The 22274-nt window shown below is 59.5% G+C and carries 22 protein-coding genes; 11 read left to right on the plus strand and 11 right to left on the minus strand.

Annotation, left to right across the window (positions count from 1 at the left end; genetic code table 11):
• The 3 genes from EOA32_RS02510 to EOA32_RS02520 all read right to left on the minus strand — a co-directional run.
• Positions 1 to 407, minus strand: a 407-nt coding sequence (locus EOA32_RS02510) for a DUF5681 domain-containing protein (protein ID WP_128370761.1), incomplete at its 3' end; no start/stop codon positions are given.
• A gap of 499 nt (positions 408 to 906) precedes the next feature.
• Positions 907 to 2274: a DNA methyltransferase gene (locus EOA32_RS02515; RefSeq protein WP_189406836.1), complete on the minus strand. Its 1368-nt coding sequence runs from the start codon at positions 2272 to 2274 to the stop codon at positions 907 to 909.
• A 283-nt stretch (positions 2275 to 2557) separates the two neighbouring features.
• Positions 2558 to 3058 carry a hypothetical protein gene (locus EOA32_RS02520; protein ID WP_128370763.1) on the minus strand — a complete coding sequence of 167 codons (501 nt, stop codon included), beginning with the start codon at positions 3056 to 3058 and terminating at the stop codon, positions 2558 to 2560.
• Positions 3059 to 4108: 1050 nt separating this feature from the next.
• Here EOA32_RS02520 and EOA32_RS02525 point away from each other — a divergent pair.
• Positions 4109 to 4522 (plus strand): TOBE domain-containing protein, encoded by a 414-nt coding sequence (locus EOA32_RS02525; protein ID WP_245499127.1) that lies wholly within the window; start codon positions 4109 to 4111, stop codon positions 4520 to 4522.
• Between the two features lie 111 nt (positions 4523 to 4633).
• Here EOA32_RS02525 and EOA32_RS02530 read toward each other — a convergent pair whose 3' ends face one another.
• The 6 genes from EOA32_RS02530 to EOA32_RS02555 form a co-directional block, all read right to left on the minus strand.
• The gene (locus tag EOA32_RS02530) at positions 4634 to 6748 is read right to left on the minus strand and encodes a N,N-dimethylformamidase beta subunit family domain-containing protein (protein ID WP_128370764.1); all 2115 of its coding nucleotides are present in this window, start codon (positions 6746 to 6748) and stop codon (positions 4634 to 4636) included.
• Between the two features lie 44 nt (positions 6749 to 6792).
• Complete coding sequence (locus EOA32_RS02535; protein WP_210214799.1) at positions 6793 to 8004, minus strand: ABC transporter permease; 1212 nt, start codon at positions 8002 to 8004, stop codon at positions 6793 to 6795.
• 13 nt (positions 8005 to 8017) lie between these two features.
• Complete coding sequence (locus EOA32_RS02540; RefSeq protein ID WP_210214800.1) at positions 8018 to 8776, minus strand: ATP-binding cassette domain-containing protein; 759 nt, start codon at positions 8774 to 8776, stop codon at positions 8018 to 8020.
• A 23-nt stretch (positions 8777 to 8799) separates the two neighbouring features.
• Positions 8800 to 9876: a sugar ABC transporter substrate-binding protein gene (locus EOA32_RS02545; RefSeq protein ID WP_189406838.1), complete on the minus strand. Its 1077-nt coding sequence runs from the start codon at positions 9874 to 9876 to the stop codon at positions 8800 to 8802.
• Positions 9877 to 10284: 408 nt separating this feature from the next.
• Positions 10285 to 11061 carry an alpha/beta fold hydrolase gene (locus EOA32_RS02550; protein WP_128370767.1) on the minus strand — a complete coding sequence of 259 codons (777 nt, stop codon included), beginning with the start codon at positions 11059 to 11061 and terminating at the stop codon, positions 10285 to 10287.
• Positions 11062 to 11078: 17 nt separating this feature from the next.
• Positions 11079 to 11564: an RbsD/FucU domain-containing protein gene (locus EOA32_RS02555; protein WP_210214801.1), complete on the minus strand. Its 486-nt coding sequence runs from the start codon at positions 11562 to 11564 to the stop codon at positions 11079 to 11081.
• On the opposite strand from EOA32_RS02555, the gene EOA32_RS38340 reads away from it, so the two are divergent.
• The 7 genes from EOA32_RS38340 to EOA32_RS02585 all read left to right on the plus strand — a co-directional run bounded on the left by EOA32_RS38340 (position 11446) and on the right by EOA32_RS02585 (position 16757).
• Positions 11446 to 11715: a hypothetical protein gene (locus tag EOA32_RS38340; RefSeq protein WP_189406860.1), complete on the plus strand. Its 270-nt coding sequence runs from the start codon at positions 11446 to 11448 to the stop codon at positions 11713 to 11715. The genes EOA32_RS02555 and EOA32_RS38340 overlap by 119 nt on opposite strands.
• 121 nt (positions 11716 to 11836) lie before the next feature.
• Positions 11837 to 12514 (plus strand): GntR family transcriptional regulator, encoded by a 678-nt coding sequence (locus EOA32_RS02560; RefSeq protein WP_128370768.1) that lies wholly within the window; start codon positions 11837 to 11839, stop codon positions 12512 to 12514.
• Positions 12515 to 12722: 208 nt separating this feature from the next.
• Positions 12723 to 13193 (plus strand): RbsD/FucU domain-containing protein, encoded by a 471-nt coding sequence (locus EOA32_RS02565; RefSeq protein WP_128370769.1) that lies wholly within the window; start codon positions 12723 to 12725, stop codon positions 13191 to 13193.
• Between the two features lie 85 nt (positions 13194 to 13278).
• Complete coding sequence (locus EOA32_RS02570; protein ID WP_189406842.1) at positions 13279 to 14037, plus strand: alpha/beta hydrolase; 759 nt, start codon at positions 13279 to 13281, stop codon at positions 14035 to 14037.
• An 80-nt stretch (positions 14038 to 14117) separates the two neighbouring features.
• Entirely contained in the window at positions 14118 to 15119 is a 1002-nt protein-coding gene (locus EOA32_RS02575; RefSeq protein ID WP_128370771.1) for an ABC transporter substrate-binding protein, read from the plus strand.
• A gap of 116 nt (positions 15120 to 15235) precedes the next feature.
• Positions 15236 to 15949: an ABC transporter permease gene (locus EOA32_RS02580; protein WP_128370772.1), complete on the plus strand. Its 714-nt coding sequence runs from the start codon at positions 15236 to 15238 to the stop codon at positions 15947 to 15949.
• Between the two features lie 19 nt (positions 15950 to 15968).
• On the plus strand, positions 15969 to 16757 hold the full coding sequence (locus EOA32_RS02585) for an ABC transporter ATP-binding protein (RefSeq protein WP_128370773.1): 789 nt from the start codon (positions 15969 to 15971) through the stop codon (positions 16755 to 16757).
• 266 nt (positions 16758 to 17023) lie between these two features.
• Here the strand turns inward: EOA32_RS02585 and EOA32_RS02590 are convergent, their stop codons facing one another.
• Entirely contained in the window at positions 17024 to 17722 is a 699-nt protein-coding gene (locus tag EOA32_RS02590; protein ID WP_128370774.1) for an HAD hydrolase-like protein, read from the minus strand.
• 59 nt (positions 17723 to 17781) lie between these two features.
• Positions 17782 to 18852 (minus strand): substrate-binding domain-containing protein, encoded by a 1071-nt coding sequence (locus EOA32_RS02595; RefSeq protein WP_189406844.1) that lies wholly within the window; start codon positions 18850 to 18852, stop codon positions 17782 to 17784.
• Positions 18853 to 19086: 234 nt separating this feature from the next.
• Here EOA32_RS02595 and EOA32_RS02600 point away from each other — a divergent pair, with 234 nt between their 5' ends.
• From EOA32_RS02600 to EOA32_RS02610, 3 genes are all read left to right on the plus strand, one after another.
• Positions 19087 to 20388, plus strand: a complete 1302-nt coding sequence (locus tag EOA32_RS02600; RefSeq protein WP_189406848.1) for an extracellular solute-binding protein — start codon at positions 19087 to 19089, stop codon at positions 20386 to 20388.
• A gap of 97 nt (positions 20389 to 20485) precedes the next feature.
• A complete protein-coding gene (locus EOA32_RS02605) occupies positions 20486 to 21424 on the plus strand; it encodes a sugar ABC transporter permease (protein WP_189406850.1) in 939 nt (312 codons plus the stop codon).
• Positions 21424 to 22266, plus strand: a complete 843-nt coding sequence (locus EOA32_RS02610) for a carbohydrate ABC transporter permease (protein ID WP_128370778.1) — start codon at positions 21424 to 21426, stop codon at positions 22264 to 22266. The genes EOA32_RS02605 and EOA32_RS02610 overlap by 1 nt, the downstream gene beginning before the upstream one ends.
• Positions 22267 to 22274 lie beyond the last annotated feature (8 nt).

Here is a 22274-nt window from a genome sequence, read left to right on the forward strand (position 1 = left end):
GTGTGGGATGGTTCAGCATTGGTGCGTCCAAACAGCCGTCTTTCGACGAAGCGTTCGAGGAGTTCGGCTTCCTCGGCGCTGACCGCCTCATTTGGCTTGGCATCGCCGTCGTGTTGGAACTGCTGCGGCAATAGCTCCTTGATCTCTTTCAAGGCCCGGACGTCGCCTTTCATGGCTTTGGCGACGAGCGTCTTGACGATAACGGCGCGCTTGGTGAGTTTGAGCTCGCGTCCGTTCTCGCGGATCACGATCGACTGTTCGAGTTCGGCCAGAATGCCGCTGGCAAAGCTCTTTGATTTGATCTTCGGCCGACCTTTTGGATTCCCGGACTGGCCTGCGCGAAATCGAGAATGTTTGGGCGGCTTGCCATAGCCGACGCCCTCCTCGTCATCCTTGTGGTCGCTCATGACGGCACCGCCGGCGTGACCGCTTTCGATGGCGCTGGGCGAGCGGATGTCTTACAGACAGAGCGGAGCTGGGCCGCAGACGGACCCGGGTTAGTCGTGGGATGCACTGGGGTTTCTCCCCTTAGAAGCGCCCTAAAAAATCCCGCGAGACGAAAGGGAAGGGCGCGCAAATCTCGCGCCCTGGCGGCTTTATAAGATAAGTTTAAGCTGTTTGGCGGAGCGACGATCACGCGCCCGGTGGGGCGGCTTTGCAAAATTTGCGAAGCATGGTGCTCCCCCGGAATGCTGTTCCGATTAGACACGGATTTGGCCTTCTCTCAGTATGAAATTGCTAAGATGCAAGCTGCAGCGACCCACCCGCCAAGTCGGATCGATGGGCGCTAGTCAGGCTGGCTGATGAATTTTTGTGCCCCGGCTAACCGGCCGGGGCATCATGTGGGTGGACGAACCCAGGGGCTGTCGTCCCAAGGTCGATCGCCAAGCGCCGAAGAGCGACGCCCTACGAGACCTCGGGTGGCGTTGGCGCATTTATGCCCTCCAGGAGCAAAGGCGCTTGCGAGCCGCCGCCATCCTTCCAGGCTGCCTTGGCTGCCTTTTCGGCCGCGCTGAAGATCATGCCGTCACTGAGACGAATGGCGTCCTTGCCGGTTTCGGCCTGCCAGCGGCGGATAGCGAGATCGACAAAAGTCGGTTCGATCTCGATCCCATGGCAGATCCGACGCGTACGTTCCGCGGCGATCAGCGTCGTTCCCGAGCCCAGAAATGGATCGAAGACGACATCGCCTGGCATGCTGGCGTCACGGATCGCATCGGCAACCATTGCCGAGGGTTTTACCGTCGGATGCTCGGCAAGCAGATGCCGTTCCGGCCCCATGACGTTGACACCTCTATAGTGCCACACGTTCGAGCGAGAGCGGCCGTGTTTGCCAAGTTCGACATTGTTGCGGTGGGGCACGCCTGGACGTTTGAAGATTGCGACCAGCTCATGCTGCGAGCGCAGGAAACTACCCATGCCCGCATTGGTCTTGACCCAAATGGCAAGATTGAGAAGTTCGAGGCCAAGCGACTCGCCCGCATCGATCAAGGCAGCGATCGAGCGCCAGTCCATGCAGACATACGCCAGCGCACTTGTGGACATGCGGGCAAAGAGTGCGGACAGCGTGGAGCAGAGGAAAACCTGGAACTCGGCTCTGCTCATCTCCCCGGAGGCCATTGCAAACTCATTGTGTATGGCCTGGCCCAGCCCTGACACAAAGCCTTGAATCGGGACGTTATATGGCGGATCGGTAAAACTGATCGCAGCAGTGCGAGACTGGAACAACGTGCCTAAGAGTGCTTCATCGCGACAATCGCCGCAAGCGATCCGGTGCGCTCTTTCAGCCTCACCAAGGACCCACAGGTCGCCATGCCGCGACACAGGAAGGTTGGAGACCATCCTGGCGTCGATATGTTCCTCGGCGCCCGACGGGTCATCGGCGACCTCGATGACGTTTTCGATCTCCAAGCTATCGAAGCCGGTGAGCTCGACGTCGTAGCCGACTTCGATTAGATAGTTGAGCTCTCGTGCGAGAGCCTCCTTGTCCCACTTGCCGCCTTCAGCCAGACGGTTCATCGCCAGGCGAACGGCCCGCCTATCGGATTCCGCAAGATGAGAGACGTCGATCGTCAACACATGCGTGAGCTCGGCGTCGCGAGCGGCTTCCAACCTCGCATGCCCGTCGATGATGAAGCCGCCTTGCTCAATGAGCAGTGGAACAAGCACACCGTACTTTCTTATATGAGCCGCCAACTTGCGGCGCTTTTCGCGCGGGTGATTGCGCGAGGCGAACGGTGAAACCTTCAGCTCAGAGATCGCGGTGAGCTGCACTTCGAGATGATTTTTCACGGACAGTACCTCCATTGCGCATGGAGGAGTCCATGGCTGGACTGTATAATGAGCAGCGGGCGAAGTGATCGCGCTCAACCCCCGTTTCGGAGCAGAATTTTGCGTTTCTAAGATGGGATTTCTGGGCATGTTGCAGAAGTGCAACAAACCGGTCCGTTTTGGAGCCCGCGGCCGATCATGCGGCCAATGCGATAGCCTGCTCGAATGATATCAGGATCGAGGCAACGGTGGAAACCCATGCGGCCGACGAGGCTTCGAGATGGCGTCAGATTTCGTTGCCTTCGATGATAGATGCCGGCGGCGGGCGATAATGACTGTCCCCTGAAAGGTCTATGCCAGAAAGTTGAAACATCTCTCGTATCAGCGCGATGCGCGACGGCGTTTGAATTCTGGGGTCGGTGTAGGCGATAAAGCGGTCCTGGCTTGGCCAGTAAACAACCCGACCGCGTGGCCAATCCTCGTATTCGGTGGATAGCAGCACGGCACTAAGGTTTCTGGCGCGCAACCATGCCGCACCGCGGCGTTTCATCTTTTCCCAATAGTCATAATGGCCGCCTGGGTGCGTCAGCAGCTCGCCGTAGGTTTCGGCATCGGCAAGATCGAGTGCCTCGCCCAGGATAGCGTCGCGACCCGCCCGGTCGGCAACGATCCAGAAATACCCCACTTTGCCGACTGAGCCGCTTTGGCGGCCACCGGTAGTGCTGTGACTCGATGTCAACGGACTTGGCCCCGATCTCACCTGTGCTGCGGCTGCGGCAGTCGGCATTATTCCGCCGGCGCCGCCGCGCCTTTCAACGCGTCTTGGCAAACCGCTTGCTTTTCGAGGGAAGTCAACGTCTGCAGGCCGAGTACTGGTCTGGGCCGACGCCGACTGGGCCAAGTTGCAACCAAGTTCGAATGTCGACTTGTTACCAATACCGGTGGTGTCGACTTCGATCGGAGCACCCGATCGGGCGCCAGCTGTCCATCAGCTTGGCCCAATAATCCGAGCGCGTGCCGAGGCGTGGGCCTTAGTTTCACGCTGTATCCAGCCGAAGCCGGCGTTCGTGGCGGTTGCACACGAAATCTCGTGAAGGCACGCAAGGTAGATCAAATTCTTTGCCAGCGGGGTCATAGCCGGCGGGAACCAGAGGCCGGCCATGGTTTGCAGGATGGGCGCATCTTGCGCCGAGTCCCAACGCCACCAACCATACTAGATGCCGGCAGTTACCGCATTTGTCGCCGTCGTTCATCGCCATGTTCGTTCTGGTGTCGGGTTGCTGGCCCTCTGCGACTTTCAAGGCGATATCGACTGACTGAACCCGATGCCAACCATATATCAAGGCGCTGCGGATGGTTCCTGTATTCCGGCGACGCCGCAGAGCCCTTTAACGCACCCCGGCAAAGCCCTTGCTTTTCGAGGGAAGTCAAGGCCCGCAGGCCGGGCCAGCTAGAGCATGGACGTTGTCAAAGTCGCGTAATATGCAATCTGGGACCGCTTGTGTAACCGGCGCCGGTTCCAGAACCTCCAAAAGGCGATCGAGCTGCTCGGCGGGCACGGTATTGGGGAATCTGTTGGGCAGATCGACATGCGTTCATCGATGATTTGTGCGTGCGATAAACGGAACTAGAACCTGCTGATCCTTAGGTTTCGCCCGACGATATGAGAGTACGCGGGGAACGGGTTGGCGAACCGCTCGATAATATGTTGATTTGCTATACAAAAGCTTGGCCATCGGCGACGAACATAGTTGTGGTTCTCCAATGAGTTGCGAGGCGGCTCTCCAAAGTTGATTCAAGAAACCAGCCTGCGAACTTGCTTCGCATGTATAGGCCGATGGGGCAGCTTTCTGCCATGTCGGCCAACCACGTCGATCCTCGAAGCGGCCTCACTGATGACCACGTTGATCTCGCACATGGCCGGGAGGTCTGCGATGATGGCAAGGCGCTGACGGCTCGGCGAGGCGAGGGTGACATCTCGCATCTCAAGACAAGGCTGGAGAACGGCAAAACGGTGACACTGGGCATCAGGCCGGAACATCTCGACGAGAAGCAGGGCGTCGCGCTCTCGCTTTCCGTGGACGTGAGCGAGCGCCTCGGGTTGACCTCTTATGTACACGGCGCGCTGCGCGGCGAGACCGTGGTTGCCGAGCGCCGCGAGGATCAGCCGCGCTTTGGCGAGACCATCACGCTGCGCTTCCAACCGACGCGGGCCCGCGTCTTTGATAGAGAAGGTAGCCGCATTCGCTGACGGAAGGGACACCGTCTGGTAACTTGTCGATAGTCCGGCGCCGAGCTAATCGTAGTTGCGCCCGCACGGGCGCGCGTGCAACGTTTGGACGGATGATCTCGGGGGTCGCGCTCACTTTGCCAAGAAGTTGCGCAGCACGTTGGTGGTCAATCTCGCGATATCGTTGTCATAGCTGTTTGTCCCCAGGCTGCCTGCCCAGCAGATAGAGCCCGTTGAGAATACCTTACCCCCTCCGGGATGTTCAACAAGAACCACGTCGGCACGCACGTGCGGGTTTTTGGAACCCTGCTGGTTCGGCGCGACTTCTGTGACGCTGTCGAGGCTGGGGAAGAAGAGATCGTTATGTCTGGACGACATCAACACGACCGTGCTGTCGGGCGTTCCGCGCGCTGGATCTGCGTGATCGAGCTCATCGCCGGCTGCGCCACCCAGCAAATAGCCGTGCTCGCCCACCGTTTCGCTCGCAATGCCCTCGAAGACCCACGCCACCGTTTCGCCATAGCTTTCCGGCGTGCGCGTGAAGCCCGAGGCGGGTCCCCATCCGGCGGCGGCCATGCCAACCCCGAGGAAAGGATTTTGGTCACGGCCGCGATGCCTGTAGGCGCCACCGATCTCGCCGGTCGAACTGTGATAAAGCTCAGCCGCATGGGAGGTCCAGTTGCGCTGGGCCGCATAGCCCCGCCGCACCTCGATGGCGGTGCGCAGCTTGTTAACGTAACTCGTGACCCAGAAAAATCCGTTGGCCCCGAGATACATCAGTTTGCCGCCGCCCTTGACGTAATCTTCGAAAGCGTCGAATTCGGCTGCAGCGGGGTATTCCGGATGGCTCCCGGTGAGGACCACGTCATAGCTGTCGAGCAGGCCCTTGCCCAGGCTGTCGACGTCCTCATCAGTCGCCACGTCGAATTCGATGCCGATGCTGTCCAGCCAACCGGTGATGAAGAAGTCGCCGGAGAAATGTCTTGGACCACCGGCCAGCCAGTTGATGTAGTTCGGCTGCATGTTGGTCAGGGGGCGCAACCGCGAAGCATAAATCACCCCGCTACCGTCCGAATGCCGATCGTAAAGCGACCTGCCGAGTGAAGGCATCTGCTGAAGAATGGTCTCCGCCTTGTCCAGCACGATCGGAAAACTCATCATCTTCTGATGGGCAATTCCGCGCTCGCCCTCCCAAAGATGCTCGTTGCCATAGGCGAGATAGGTGTTCGTCGGGGCGACGAACAAGACCCGCTTCCTGGCCGCGCCCGGGCGAACATAGAAGGGAATGTAGTAGCTCGTTTCACCCTGGTTCAGGCGAACGGCATATATCCCGCTTTCGGCGGGAGCTTCGACCTCGAAGTCCGTTCTCCATTGCGCGTCATCGAGATCGTCATCATGCAGATGCAATGCATTCCACTGCGCCGGGTCGTCGGTCCAGCGGATGGTTTTCTTATCCCATGCAGGACCGAGAACCGCTCGAGCCGGCCGGTTGAGTAGCCGTCCGTGCCGCCCGGCCCCAGAGACGTCCACCGCGATGTCGCTGTCCATTTGCCTGGAGAAGTCCCATTGCAGGATAGGCTGCTTCGGCGACGCTCCAAATACAGTGACGTCGGATACGCATCCGTTGAAGCAGTCCGTCGCACGCCCGTCTTCGGCATGCGACGCGCCGACACGAAAACCTGCAGCAGATCCTTCTGCTACCACGACCGGCGTGGACCAGCAGTGCGTGCCGGTCTGTTCCTCCGCGATCAGGCGCAGTTCCGCTTCGCCGGGGTTGTAGACAGCCTTCAAGAACACCCAACGCCCCTTCGGCAGCGGATCGGGTGAGGACACCGTCGTGACCGCGCCGTTCGAGGATCGCAGATACAGCGCCGGCCGGCCGGTCCGATCGAGTTCAAGCATGATGCGAGTGACAGAGCTATCGTCCGAGAGGCTGAACAGCGTCTGGCAAAGACGACCTGGGGCGGTCGGTTTCACCCACAGGCTCACCCCGACCCCCTTGGCGAAATCGACCTTCGGCAAGGCAACATCGACCAGCGATCCCGGATGAAGTGCCTGCACTCGGCCGGTGTGCTGACCATTGCTGTTAGATGACACTGGTACTTCTGCAACCGAGAGACCGGTGGCACCTTCTGTCATGCCTCGCAGGCGCACCAGTTGCGACCTGTAGACGCCGGGAGCGCTGACTTTGATTTCGACATGGTCGCCAGCATCGACGGAAAGTTTATCGGCATAGCCGATCAACATCTTGATGATCTCCCAACGTGGTTACGGCAGGCGGGCGGCCCAGTCTAGCGCGACGACGAAGATCCGCTCCTGGCAATGAGCGCGTCCGCTATGACCGCGGCTACGAGCACGCCGCCTTGCACCAGCAAGCGCAACTGGGTGCTGGCGTTGATCAGGAACATGCCGTTTGCTATCGAGCCGATGACGAGGGCGCCAAGAATAGCTGCCCAGACGCTGCCGCGACCGCCAAAAAGGCTCGTCCCACCGATGACCGCCGCCGCAATTGCCTCCAGCAAGAGACTTTGGTCAGCCGATGCCGGGGAGACGCCCAGCACCCGGGCAGCAGCCACCACTCCGCCGAGCGCCGTCAGCATCCCAAGAATTGAAAAAGCCGCCATCTTCATCCAGTTCACGGGTATGCCGGCGCGGCGTGCCGCCTCGCGGTTGCCGCCGATGGCGTATAGCCAAATGCCGAATGGAGTTTGGGTGGTGGCGTAGGACAAGATAGCGATCAGGCCCGCAAGAACGGCAACGGTCAGAGGAACGCCTCGATAGGCATTGAAAATGGCGACAACCGCCATGCTGGCAACAATGATGGCGACGCCAAAGGCCATGGAGCGCATCAGGTTCGATGACAAACCGTAGGCCACTCTTTGGCGGTGATCGTTCCATCGCATGGCCAGGCCTATCAGCCCGACCGCCGCGGGCAAGGCATAGCTGACGGTCGTTGGCAGGCGGTACGCGGCCAGGAACTGCAAGTCGGTCCCGGCGAGAGGAACAAGGCCGCTTTCTGCCGGAAGCAAAATGAGCAGGACACCTTGCAGCATAAGCGAGAAGCCGAGTGTGACGATGAAGGCCGGTGCGCCGCTATAGACGATCATCGAACCCTGCAGCAAACCGTAGAGGCCGCCGACCGCAATCGCGATGATCAGCGCGATCGAAAGACCCACGTCCATGTTGACGACGAGCACGCCGACAATGCCTGCGCACACGGCCGCGAGACCGGCAACCGAAAGATCGATCTCGGCAACGACCAGTACCAGGACAAGCCCGAGCGCCACGATGCTGGTGGTCGCGATCTGATCGGCGAGGTTGGTCAGGTTGCGCGCCGACAGAAACACTGGAGATTGCGAGGCGAAGATCGCCCAGATAAGAGCCAGCGACAGCAGGACCGGGACGACACGCCATTTTGTCGATAGCGCCTCGAGCAGGTTCTGTCTGAAACTGATTTTCGCAGGCGCCGATGCGGCGGAAACTTGTTGTCTGGTGGGGTTCATAGCCTGCATCCGTTCAATGGTCCGTGCCGGTTATGGCTGCGACCAGGCTGCTCCTCGTCCATTCCGCGACTGGCCGCTCGGCGGCTTTGCGCCCCAGGCGCAGGACGACGATCCTGTCGGCAATGTCCAACACATCGCCCAGATCGTGAGAGACGAGGATCACGCCCAGACCCTGCTCGCGAAGGCGACCGATCAGTGCCATCACCTCCTCCCGCTGCGCCACGCCAAGTGCGGCGGTTGGCTCGTCGAGCAGGATAACTCGCGGTTTCGACAGAACCGCGCGCGCGATGGCCACAGACTGGCGCTGGCCGCCAGAAAGCCGTCCCACGGACACACTGTAGTCCCTGATCTTCACGTTGAGACTGGACAAGGCCGCATGGGCACGAGATTCCATCAGCGGTCGCGAGAGCTTTGCACCCCGAAGCAGCCCTGAATGCATTTCCCTTCCCAGGAAGAGGTTCTGCACGGTATCAAGATTGTCGCAAAGCGCGAGGTCCTGATAGACCGTCTGGATGCCCAGTTCCGCCGCATCCTGCGGCTTCCTCAGCGATACCTCTTGCCCATTGAACAGAATCCTGCCCTCGTCGGCGGAAACGATCCCGCTGATGATCTTGACGAGGGTCGACTTTCCGGCGCCGTTGTCCCCGGCTAGCGCCACGACCTCTCCCTCCCGGACGTCGAAATCGACGCCCGAAAGGGCGGTGATGCCGCCATAGTGCTTGCCAATTCCCGCCAGAGACAGAATTGGAGCGTCGTCGTTCATGGCGGCCATTTTGTTGTCACCGCTTCTCTGCATCAACCGCGACAGAAGGCGGAATCTGCGGCCATGCCTTTGGCGCAGATCTGCTCCTTGGTATAAAGACCGGTATCAACCACCGACTGCTGGATGTTATCCTTGGTGATCACGCTATTTGGCGCGTCAACCTCGGGAATGCCCCCCTTGTAGCCGTTGTCGAACGTGGTCGCGACGAGATCAGCCGGTATCTTTTCGCCCTTGATCGCGTGCACGGCCAACTGAACAGCCAGCTTGTTCATCGCGACATAGTCCACCGTCATGTCCATCTCCTGCAAGCCGGCAGCAACGCGCTGCACGCCGGCAAGAGTGGCATCATACCCGCCAAACAGCTTGATCCCCTTGAGCCCGGCGGCTTCCACCGCAGCCAGCGCCGCACCGCCGGTGTCGTCATTCATGGAGAAGATCGCATCGACGCCATTGTGGGTCTTGGTCAGGCACTGATCCATTGCAGTCTGAGCATTGGCCGGGAGCCAAAGCAGGGCGTCCGCCTGACAAACGACCTCCAATTTGCCGGCCTTGATCAGCGGATCGAGATATTCGCCAATGCCCTTCACCTGGTCGCCGTAGAAGGGAAACTTGGGGTCGCCGTAAATCTTCGCCAGCCGGACAGGCTTGCCGGTCTTGGCGTTCATCTCCTCGATTACCTTGGCCGCCGCCTGCGCCTGCTTCTGGCCGATTTCAACGAACGGGGCGGTCAGGTAGGCGTAGGCAGGCCCGCCAGTGCACGCGTGGATGGTGCAGATAAGCGGGATCCCGGCTTGCTCGGCCAGAGCCAAGGTGCCCGCGGTCTGCATTGGATCGACGGCAACCATGACGATTGCTTTGGCATCGTTGGCAATAGCGGCCTGAACCTGCGAGGTCTGTTGCTGCACGTTGTTTTCGGAGTTGAGAATCTCGACTGTCATGTTCGGCACCAGCTCCTTGGCGGCCTTCAAGAAGGCCGGCTTGTCGAACTGTTCGAAGCGGACAGTCGTGAAGTCCGGCATGATAAAGTAGATCTTGCCGGTGAGATCTTCTGCGGCGGCGGGAGGCGTGAGTGCCATGCATGCCGCGAACCCGCACATCAGCGCTGACATGCGAATCTTCCCAACGAATTTCCTAAGCATTACGAGATCCTTCCATTTTCGCTGTTCTCTCTGGTCCGCCGCATCATCCGAGTTTCGGAACATCACAGGGCTGGGAGCATGGCTTCGGCCGTGCTCCGTCATTTTGGGAGATTGCTATTTTGAAAGTTCCGGCCTCCGCCCTTGGACGCGCTCCCATCGCCTTACGCATCGATATCGGGCCGTTTCAGCGACGGTCTTCCGTGAATGCGTGTAAACGTTTTCAGAATGACGTGCGAAGGCAAAGGTGTCAAGCGCAAAGAGGTAGGAGGGTTTCAGTGCATGTGGGCCTCGTCCGCGACGCGACATGGCGGTCGGCGAACAACGATCGCACATGTGCCGCAGCGCCGACTGGCGTATCAGCGCGCGCCGTCCGGCGGATCAGCCGGCCCGCGTACTCGTCCATCCGATCACGGCTTGCGCAATAACGTTCGCAACGTCGGCATGGCTCGTATCGTTGATGAGATCGTGATGGGTATTGGCGAACAGGTGATGCCTTGCGCCTGGAATGCGTGACGCCCAGCGCCGCGCGAGATCAGGAGGGCAAAAGATGTCATTGTCCCCGCTGATCATGAGCGCGGGAAGGCTGAGTTCAAGCAATCCGGCCTGTATCTGCTCACAGACCGGCGCCGAGAGGACGCTTCGTAGATGGACGAAGGCCGTCGTTGCATCGAACTTGAGCGGGTCGAATTCCAGTTCGTCGAGATAGAAGGGGTCAAGCGACATCACGCCTTGCTCAGCCTGGCGCTCTTGCTCTTGGCTGATCCCCTCGACAGGCATGCCGCCGAGCACCACCCCACGGAAGGGATCGGCGCCTGCGATGACCACCGCAGCCGCCGTCATCGCGCCCATCGAATGTCCGACCAGCGCCATTGGAAGCCCGGGATCTTCCCGCTGCGCTATCCCTGTGAGGCGTTCGGCATTCCTTCTCAAATCAGCTATGGAGCCGGGATTGCCCCGCTCGCCATCCGAGAGTCCGTGTCCGATCGCATCAAGCGCCCAGACGCCGATTCCCTGTGCATTCAAGGAGTTCGCGAAGCGGTGGTAGAGGCCGCTATGTTCGCCATATCCATGCAGAAAGACGATCTGCGCTGCGGGCCTCAGGGGAGCCCAGTGACGGTAGTAGACCTGTCCGGAAGCGCCCTCAAACCTCGGCATCGACCACCTGTGGCGGGTTACTTCGTTTTCGGGCCAAGCCCGTTGAGGATCATGTCCATCGGAATGTCGGCACTCGGATAGCCTCCGACAAGGATCACATTGGCATGCACGCGATAGTCGCCCGTCTGGACGAACAGCTTGCACCGGTCGCGAAGGTCGTAATAATCCGGGATATAAGGCACTTCGTAGATGTGCTTCTCGTCGAAGAGCCTGGACAGCATGGCGAAGCCATCAGGATTTGCGCCGCGCATGTCCTTGGTAACAATGCACGCCTCGATGTCGCCGACGTCGCAGATCACGGGAACGAGATCGTCGATCGATGGGACGCCAGTGACGACCTCTAGGTCGAGGATCTCCACATCGGGGGCCAACGAACGTAGCGCCTTGGCTGACGTGCCACTGCCGGCATCGGCAATGAATATCAACTCGCCATGGCGCAAGTCGGCCAGCGCAGCTGCCAACCTTTGGTTCAGTATTCTCGGCCTCAGAAGCTTCGTGGTCATCGTGCGCTCTCGCAGGTTCGATCGTCAGCTGTTCCTGAAATCGTTTACACAAAAATTCGGTTTTGTCGATATCCTTGGTAAGCAATCCTGTGATTTCCCGGTGGCGATCCGCGCCGCCGCCAGCTTGAACCGGACCGCATGGATGCCTTGAGAGAAGATTGCGGTCTCATCGATCTTACATGCAAGATGCCGTCGAATCTGGCGATCTTGCCGGCTCGACGCTATGACAATGTCACGTTATGTCGCATCGCCCGCAACTCTGATGGATTGTCATGAGAACTGCAAAGAATGAAGATCTCACGGAACCAGGCGGCCGCGGCGGCCAATGGCAGGTCGTCTATGAGGGGCTTCAAAAGGGCATTATCTCCGGAAAGTATCGTTCCGGCGTGCGCCTCATCGAAGACGACATTATTGAAGCCACCGGGGCAACTCGCCATGCAGTCCGCAAGGCATTCGACGAACTTGTTCGCCTCGGCCTCGCCGTTCGCTACCCGCACCGCGGCGTGCAGGTGCGGAGCTTCACGGCATCCGAGATATGGCAAATCTATGAAGTCCGTGAGTGCCTCGAGCTGAAGGCAATAAGCTACTATATCGAGCCGGCGGCAAAGGAACTCGTGCGAAAATTGAAGGCCATTGTCTCGGATCACGAGAGGGCGATCGCGAACAACGATCTTGCTGAAATGTATCTGCAGAACAATCTTTTGCACGAGGCTATATATCAACGGTGCGAGAACGAGTTCCTACTCGACGCCATTAAGCATCATTCGCTTCTCTCGCACCTGATTCACACCAATTCGGTGCAGAGCAAGGATTTGCGCTCCAAAGGCGCCAGGGATCACTTGACTATGATTCAGGCGATAGAGAAGGGCGACCAGAAAACCCTGGCTAGAACCCTTCGAAACCATATCCGGACCTTCCGGGACTATTACCTTCAGCACCTGACCTCCTAAAGCCGATCGCGATGAAGCAGCTTCAAGCGACGGGCTTTTAAATCCAACCCACGTCGTTCGCCTGCACACTTTTCCGCAACATGCATCGCCGCGCCGTAGCGCGCCGGCCGGACCGGACCTTGCAACAGCTGGAGTTTATCCGTTGACATTATCGATAAAACTGACGGATAATATTATCGATAAAGAGGTATACGGGAGAGAACGCGAAATGCAATACGGCGCGGACAACCGCATCATCAACGGCACGATCGCAGCGGCTCTGGCCACGCTCCACCATGGTGAGGTGATCTTCATTGCCGATGCGGGCGGCGTCATCGCTTCCTCCGTGCAGGTGCCGATCGTAGACCTTGGAATTGCCCCAGGTCTGGTCTCGATCGAGCAGCTGCTGCCGCTGCTGCGCGACAATGGTGACATCGAGCGGGCTATCGTTGCCGAGCCGATGGAGGCGCAGAGTCCCCAGAAGTACAAATTCGTCGTCGACACTTTCGGGAAGGAGCGGGTCACTACCGTGCCATACCGGCCGTCGATGTACGCGATCCGCAACGCCAGCAAGTTGATCATCCGCACAGGAGATTACAGCGTCCACGGCAATGTCGCTCTGGTCGGAGGCTATGCCAGTGCCGACGTCAAGTTCATTCGGAACACGGAAGTCGGGGATATCCGGATCTTGCCGGACTGATATGACACACGGCCGATGCTCTCGAGCGTCGGCTCTCCAGTTGAGTGACCCTTTCGGGTCAGAAGTTTGCCGAAGGGCCGTCCAGATGCCGTTCTTCGAAACCGCGCATGGAAAAAGCTACTACCGGCGCTGGGATGCGCGGAGGCCGGTCGGCGGTGTCGTGTTTCTCCATGGTTTTGGCGAGCACAGCGGCCACTATCATCGGCTTGCGGGCGCCTTCAACGCCAGTGGCCTTGCCATGTGGGCGCTTGACCAGCAGGGACACGGCCTTTCCTATGGCGAACGTGGCGCGGTGGCGTCGATGGATTCGCTAGTCGACAATGCCGGGCGTCTGATCTCGATCGCCGCCAGCGAAGCTCCCGGCCTGCCGCTGGTTCTCGTCGGCCATTCTCTCGGCGGCATTGCCGCTGCGCTGTCGATCGCTCGCGGCGAGCGCCGGTGCCTGGGGCTGGCCGTCACGGGCACGCTGATCCAGCCGGAGACCGTTGCCATACCGGCGGCGCCGGAAGTCACTCGCGACCCATTCTATTTAGACATGCTGGCGACCGATCCATTCGCCTTCAGCGTAACGCCGGAAAGCACGGCGGCTCGGCGGGCGGCCATGAACAGGGCGCGCGGAGAGCTTATCGCGACTCTCCCCGAGGTCGACCTTCCCGTGCTGCTGATCAATGGCGACCAGGATGTGATTGCTCCCGCCAGGCATGCGCGCGCGGTCCGCTCGAAACTCAAGAACGCCACGGCGCTCATCGTGAAAGACGGGTTTCACGACATCATCAACGATGCGCCCCACTTCGCCGTCGAGAGGCGCCTCGTCGCCTTCGCGAAGGCAGCGATCAGGGTGTGAGGCCGGTAGAAGGAAGCGTCTGTCTTTCAAGGTTGGGTAAGGCGCGGCTTGCAGGCCGCCAGTAAAAAAGGGAGCAGCAAATGGGTGGATTTCGAAACGGACTGAAATTGCATTCGCTCGCCGCCTTGGTCGCGGCCTTGATGGGGATGGCGTCATCGACCGGAACTGCGCACGCCAAAGATACCGTGACCATCGCCACATCCATCGAAACACTCGACGCTTTCGTGCCTCAGTTCGGCTCGCAGGTCGGCATTTTCGCCAAGCATGACCTCGATATCAACTACGTCAAGGGCGCCAACGGGTCAGCCATGGTAGCCGCGGTGGTTGGAGGCTCGGCCGACATCACGCATGTCGGCGCGGCCCTGATCTTTCCGGCCATCCAAAAGGGTGCGGCGCTGACGGTCCTGTTGGGCAATTATGACATCGACTACACCTTCATCGCGCGCAAGGACGCCGGAGTCGACGTCAAGAAGGGCTATCCGGCTTTCCTGAACGATCTCAAGGGCAAGCTGATCGGCGTCGCCGGTCGCGGGGGCGCAACCGAGCTCTACGTCCGCAAGATGTTCACGGACGCGGGCATGAATCCTGACAAGGACATCAGCTTCATCGCGATCGGCACGGGCTATGGCGCGGCGGGCGCCTTCACCAACCGCCAGGTCGATGCGATGGCCAGCATTCCGCCGAGCTCGACGTTGATCGGTATGGACAATCTCGATGTGCTGGTCGATCTCAATGCCACGCGCAACAAGGTATTCGATCCCGAGTATCTCTTCACGGTTTTCACCGCCAATTCGGATTTCATCAAAAACCACCCGCAGGTTGCACAGAACTTCTGCAAGGCGGTGATCGAGACGATCAGCTACATGAAAGACCCGGCTAACGAACAGAAACTGGTCGATTTCACCGCAAGGACGCTCAAGCTCGATGTGGGCAAGGCCAAGGAGTTGATCGACGTCTACAAGTCGGGCTTCAACGCCAAGCTCACCAAGGAGCGCTGGGAAGGCATGAAGAAATACGCCACTTTTGTTCCCGATTGGGCAACGAACGCGTATGAGCCCTGCGCTAGTCTGACCTCGGGCTGAAAGGTCCGGAGTTGGTGGCCGCGGCTGGTTCATCGGGCTCAAAAGGGAAGGCCGGTGCGCCTATCCATCGGTATGTCGCGCGGCTCAAGCGACTTGCGGGACAAATCGGCGTCGGCATGGCCTTTCTGGCGTTCTGGCAACTCGTCTACATGTTCGGCGTCGTCAAGCCACTGATTTCGCGAAGTCCCGGCCAGGTGTTCTGGTTTTTCTTCCAGATTGCTACCGATGGCACGTTGCTGCCAGCGCTCTATTCCACGGTCGAGGCGACAGTGGTCGCTTTCGTGCTGGCCTCATTCGTTGGGGTTGTCATCGGCATCGGCCTTGGTCTGTTTCCCAGGGTCGAGGAACTTCTGGACCCCTATATCAGCGCGTTCAACGCCATGCCGCGGATCGCCTTCGCGCCGGTCTTCATATTGCTTTTCGGCGTCAGCCAGGCAGCCAAGATCGCGCTTGCCTTCAGCGTCGTGGTTTTCATCTTGATGGTCAACGCGCGCGCCGGCATTCGCACCGTCGACCGTGATATCAGGCTGATGGTTACGGTCATGAATATTTCCAAGCGTGATATGTTCATGAAAATCCTGCTGCCCAGCGCCGTGCCCTCGATTTTCGCCGGACTGCGTCTTGGCATCATCTATTCGCTTCTCGGCGTCGTCACCTCCGAGATATTGGCGTCGCGGGTAGGGCTCGGCCAGCTTATCGCGGGATATGCCGGCACTTTTCAGCTCGAAGGGGTCTACGCTGTCTGCATCGTGCTGGCGGTGATCGCTTCGTTGCTCAACGCCGGGATGGCTCTGCTCGAACGCTATCTGCTAGGTGCGCGAGCGCTCTAAACCGCGAGGACAAAGGACGATGGCACCAAGCATATCGCCTGCCGCGGGAACCGACGGTGTCGCCGCCAGGATTTCCGACGTCGTCATGGAGTTCCAGACCACGTCGGGACTAGTGCGCGGGCTGGATGATGTGTCGTTGGAACTGCGAGAGGGGGAGTTCCTGGTTCTGGTCGGACGTAGCGGCTCCGGCAAGACCACAGCGCTCAATGTCCTGGCCGGGCTCCATACTGCCACGAGCGGCGAGGTGAGCGTGCTTGGCCAACCGCCTGTCGCCGCGCGTCCACAGCTCGGCTACATGTTCGCGCGCGACGCTTTGCTGCCATGGCGAACCGCACTCAAGAATATAGAGTTCGGGCTGGAAGTGCGCGGTTTCGCAAAAAGCGAAAGACGGGCCTTGGCCCGAGATTATCTCGACCTCGTCAGTTTGAAGCGCTTTGCCGATAATTATCCGAGTCAGCTCTCCCAAGGCCAGCGGCAGCGTGTGGCGCTCGCACGCACCTGGGCGCCTTCGCCGAAGATACTGTTGATGGACGAGCCTTTTTCGGCGCTCGACGCACAGACGCGTGAATCGCTTCACGAGGAGTTCTTGCGCATGTGGGCCGCTGACAAGAAGAGCGTTGTCTTCGTCACTCACGATCTGAACGAGGCGATCACCTTGGCCGACCGTATCCTTGTCTTCAAAGACGGCAAGGTCGCCAAGGAATTCTCGGTCCCTTTCGCTCGACCTCGGGACCTCGTCGATATCACGGCGGACCGGACGGCACGCGACATCTATCATGAGATCAGGCAACTGCTTTATCAGCATTAGCCGGCCGACAGCCGCCCCGGGGTGGGCGGCCTGTACTGGCCAGCAGCTCACCCGGTGGATGCTTGGCCGTATAAACGTTTACACTATTGCGAATTGAGTCAATGCGGACCTCTCTGCCGAGACCCCATTTCTGGATTGCCGGCGATCGTCCGTTCGGACCAAAGCGCGCCCGCCCTAAACGAGTTCAGACGAGGCGATTTAAGGTTGTTGATTCGGGAATGCATGTGCTCCTCCCGGTGCCGGTGCCCCTTTCTGGGCGGCAGAAATCAGGCACGCGGACGGTGGTCAGCCTGCGGCAGGGTGCCGAAGCCGAGCAGGTTGCTTGCATCGCGCAGGTCCGGGAGCGTTACGATACCTTCCGGAAAGGCGGTCGGCGAGGGCCCGCCTTGAATTCCGAGGAATGCGATCCCCAGCTCACAGGCAGCAGAACATTCCGTGGTTGAATCGCCGACCGCCACCACGGTTTCACGCGAAAGCTCCATGTGCAAGATCCGCGCGAAGGCCTCGCGTTTCTTCGTCGGCGCGCCAATAACCAGCTCGAAATAGTGATCAAGGGTTCGCTGACGGATGACCTCGATCAGTTCTTGCTGGGGGGTTCCGGAAACGACGAAAAGCCTGGAACGACCAGACGCGTTTTCAAGCAGTTCCCGCGCGCCGCGAATGAAAGGCGCGACGAGGATCTTCTCAAAAACGATTTCGGTGAACCTCTTCGACAGCAACGCCAATCGCTCCTCGGTCGGGGCGCGACCCACTATCTGTTTGTCGAAATGGTCGAACTTCTCCCGGCGTGAAATACCGCCATGCAGCCGCTGGTAGCGGAGGATGGGTTCCCTCCACTGCTGCCCATAGCCGGAATAGATTTCAGCGAATGCCTCTGCTTTGATCTCGGCAGAGTCAAGGATGACGCCATCGAAATCGAATATGATAGCAGCGGGTCGAGAGGGAAGAAGCGGCTTATGGGACATGACGGTGCCTGTGTGCACACTCGACAATTGAGGTGTGAGGTGCCCGCGGATCTGGATAGTCAGACGGCCGCGGCCAAGCGCAACTGCTTCAAAGCACGCGGCGGGCACGCGGATTTTCTTACGATCAGGTGCGAATCGAGCCTGACAAAGCGAGGGGGCTCACCGTTCGACAGCGAGCTGTGGAGCATTTCGGCCGCCAACCTGCCCATTTCCTCGGCAGGCACGGCTATGGTCGTCAACGGGGGCTCCAGCTGCGCTGCATATTCTGCATCATCGAATCCGACGATCGAGATGTCCTGAGGAACCCGGATTCCGAGCCGCCGACTTTCGCTCAAGGCTCCAAACGCCATGACGTCGGTGTTGCAGACCACCGCCGTGGTCTCCGGGTATTTATCCAGGATAGCGCGTATCGCCTCGGTTCCGTCCCGGATGGTGAAATTGCGAATGATTATGTTCGCTGCCCCATGGAGACTTCTCGACCCGACAAAATCCTTGTAGGCGGCGATCCGAGAGCGCTGGCGATCGCTACCCTTCGGGCTGCCGGCAATCATGGCGAAATTTCTGTGCCCCAGATCGGCAAGGTATTCCATCGCGCTTTGCGTAGCCGCGTAATTGTCGAACCCAATGCAGGGTACAATCTCGTCGGGTAAATATGAATAGGTCGTCACCGCCGGGATATGCGGTTGCTTGAGATAGCTCACGAGCGCCGGGTCCTCGATCGCGCCAACCAGAAGAAGCGCCTCGGCGCCGCGATCCACCAATGTTTTGACCTTCTCGAAAACATTGGCGTGTTCGAAGCCAGTTGTGGCAACGATCGTCATGTAGCCGTGCTGCGCGAAGCTATCCTGAAAATGATTTATCATCTTCGCAAAGATCGCATAGTCGAGCGTCGGGATCGCCGCTCCGACGATATGGGTCTTGCGAGAGCGCAGTGCTTTTGCTGCCGGGTTGGCCGCGTAGCCGAGATTCTGGGCAGTGGCCAGGACCCGTCGGCGAACATCGTCGCTGACAAGGTCAGGCAGATTGAACGCCCGCGATACAGTGGCTACCGAAACCCCGGCCTCGCGGGCAACGTCGAAGACGCCTGCCTTTTTCTTCAGCTTGGGCTGTTTGGCTCTTTTGCCCGGCATAAGCCGCACCATCTTCGTTGGCTTTTGTTCACCTATGGCTTTTGTCCTCGACTTCACCTCGCTTGACAAGCCATAAAACGCTCCAATATGTAATCGTTTACAGAAATTTCTATGTTGATGCGGGTTTGGGCTTGACATCACCGTTTGGCTCGCAAAGAATGAAAACGTTTACATGAGTTGGGAGCGCCAAGGCCGGCTTTTGCCGCGCCTCGCATAAAAACGGAGGATCAACAATTGACCGCGTCGATCAGACTGCCAGTGTCTCGTCGCAACTTTCTGAAGGCCTCTGCCGGCCTTGCTGCCGCCTTGGCCGCCTATCGCGCCTCTTCAGCATATGCGGAGGAAGTGACGCTCAATATCCTCAATAGCAATTCAGTCTGGGCAGGGGCTCTCACCGATCAGGTGGCGAAGGCATATACAGCCGCGAAGATCACCGGGGAATCCAACCCTTACGAATCTCATTACGAAAAGATGCTGATCGAACTCTCACAGGGTTCGGAAACGTTCGACATCATCACCACCGACAGCCTCTGGGTCCGGCAGCCGCAGCGGAACAAGTGGGCGCCCACGATGGAGGACATCAAAGCCGCCAACCCGGATCTTCCCGAGATCAAGTACGGGAACGTCACAGAGGGATCGCTGCAATATTCCATCTACCAGGGCAAGCACTACGGCCTGCCGCTCGCCATGACCATTCCGGTGTTCATCTATCGCAAGGATCTGTTCGAGAAAGCCGGTATCGACAAGGTGCCCGTCACCTGGGACGAGTATGTCGCGGCCGCCAAGAAACTGCACAGCTCAGCCGTCGCCGGAAACACGCTTTGCCTGGGAGGGCAGGACGCCCACATGTCCGGCGACTGGATGACGCGCGTCATGGGCATGACGAAGCTTGCGCCGACCGACGACGGCTGCTTCAACGATGCCAATGAGCCCGTCTTCAATTCGGAAGGACAGGGCGAGCATGCCATCGAAAGGCTGAAGGAGGTCTTGCAGTATTGCCCGCAAGGCGTGTCCGGGTTCGACTACCCGGAAGGCCAGTCGGCGATCGGGCAGGGGACCGCGGCTATGATCATTTCCTGGTCGGACGCGCTCTCCGGCATTGAGAGCGGACCGCATGCCGGCAAGTTCGGCTATGCGGTGGCGCCGACCGAGAAGTTCCAGCAGTCGATGATTGGTGGCTGGACGGTGGTGCTTAACGCCGCCAGCAAAAAGCAGGCCGACGGCTACAGGTTTTTGGCCTGGCTTGCCGATGGCGGTTACAAGTACTTCTCGGAAGCGGGTGAAACCTCGATCTGCTACAAGCCTGATCTCGAAAATCCGGACATGATCAAGAAGATTCCGGGGCTTCATGTCTTCGAGGATTTCAAGACCCGCGGGACCCAGCCGATTGCGATCCCGCCTTATCGCCTGACCAATGCAGTGGAAGTGCAGCGGGCAATCTATGAGGAAGTCCTCGCCGGCGTGACTGGGCGAAAGACCCCCAAGACCGCGATGGTCGATGCCGTCGATCGCGTGGGAAAGCTCGTCAAGGGCTGAAGCCGCCGCCCGCAAGCGCCGGGATATTCCGGCGCTCGTCGAACAGGAACGCGCTGGGCGGGCAGGTGCCCGCTCGGCACCTTCGGGATCAAGGACCATGACAGTCAGCTTAGAGGGTTTGCCCGTCGCGACCGACCGGGCCAAGCGTGCCGGAGAGCGATACACCGGCATGATCCTGCTCGCGCCGACCATGATCATCATGACGGTTGTCGGGCTCTTTCCGCTCTTGCACTCGCTCTACATGAGCCTCACCGGCTATCGCCCCTCGGATCCGGACAAGTTCCAGGGATTTGTCGGCCTCGCCAACTACGCCGATGCGCTGTCGGACGCCCAGTTCCTGCATTCGATCCTGCTGACGTTGCTGTTTACCGTCTTGTCCGTGGGGCTCTCCCTAACCTTGGCCGTGCTGCTGGCCCTCCTCTTCAACGTCAGGCTCCGCGGTTTCACGCTGCTAAGGACCATAATCATCGTCCCCATGCTGATCACGCCGATTGCCGTCGGCATCACCTGGCGCATCATGATGATGCCAGACCTCGGCGTCCTCAATTACGTGCTGAGCCTCGCAGGCATTCCGCCGCAGCCATGGGCCGGCGAGAAGGCCAGCGCCATGGCCTCGATGCTGCTGGTCGATGTCTGGCAATGGACCCCGTTCATGTTCCTGATCATCTTCGCTGGCCTCTCGGCCCTGCCCAAGAGCCCCTTCGAGGCGGCGGCGATCGACGGCGCATCGCCGATCCAGACCTTTTTCATGGTCACGCTGCCGATGCTGAAACCGGTGATCGTGATCGCGAGCCTGCTCAGGATCGTCGATGCCATCCGCACCTACGACACGGTCTACATCATCACGCGCGGCGGCCCCGATTTCGCCACCGACCTGCTCAGCATCTATCTGGCAAGGGTCAATTTTCGCTTCTTCAGCCTCGGCTATGGTGCTGCGCTATCCTGGCTGACGCTCCTCATCATCCTCGCCGTGGTTCTCATCTTCGTGAAATACACGGGCTTCATGCGCATGGTGAACGAAAAGGAGGCCCGCTGATGTCGAGTTCGACGGCGCCACGCGAACGCATGCTCAGCGGCATCGGCTATTATCTCCTTGCCCTGATCGCGACCGCCTTCTTTGCCTTTCCCATCGTGTGGATGACGCTTTCTTCGCTGAAATCGGATGTCGACATATCGGCCTATCCGCCGAAGTGGGTTTTTGCTCCGACGTTGGAGAGCTATCGCAAGCTTTTCACGGAGCTGAATGCGATGGATGCCTTGATCAACAGCGCATTCATCGTCTGCCTGGCTACGCTATTTGCGATGATCGCCGGCACGCTTGCCGCCTATGGGCTGGCGCGTTTCGACGTCAAGAACAAGAACTTCATCGCCTTCGAGGTTCTGTCGATCCGCATGCTGCCGCCGATGGTGAGCGTCATCCCGCTGTTCATCATCGCCAAGCAGCTGGGCATCTTCGACACGCCATGGCTCCTCATCGCCGTCTACACGCTGAATGGATTGCCCTTCGTGGTCTGGGTGATGCGGGTCTTCATCCAGGAGATTCCGCAGTCGATCGAAGAGGCTGCCCTGATCGACGGCTGCAGCCGCTTCGAATGCTTCTGGCGCGTGACCTTGCCCCTCCTCTTGCCCGGGCTCGCGGCGACGATGGTCATCATATTCATGTTTGCTTGGAACGAGTTCCTGCTGGCCAGCATCCTGACGTCTTCCGAGGCCCGCACGCTGCCAGTGATCGCGGCGAGCTCGATCAAGGCCAAGGCGATCTCCTGGGGATTGGGCTCGGCCGCCGGCGTGCTGATGTCGTTGCCGGTCGTCGTGCTCGTCCTGTTGATGCAAAAATATCTGGTCAGGGGTCTGACACTTGGCGCCGTGAAGGGATGAGGAACGAC

The sequence above is a fragment of the Mesorhizobium sp. M1A.F.Ca.ET.072.01.1.1 genome (genome assembly GCF_004023325.1).
Taxonomy (GTDB): domain Bacteria; phylum Pseudomonadota; class Alphaproteobacteria; order Rhizobiales; family Rhizobiaceae; genus Mesorhizobium.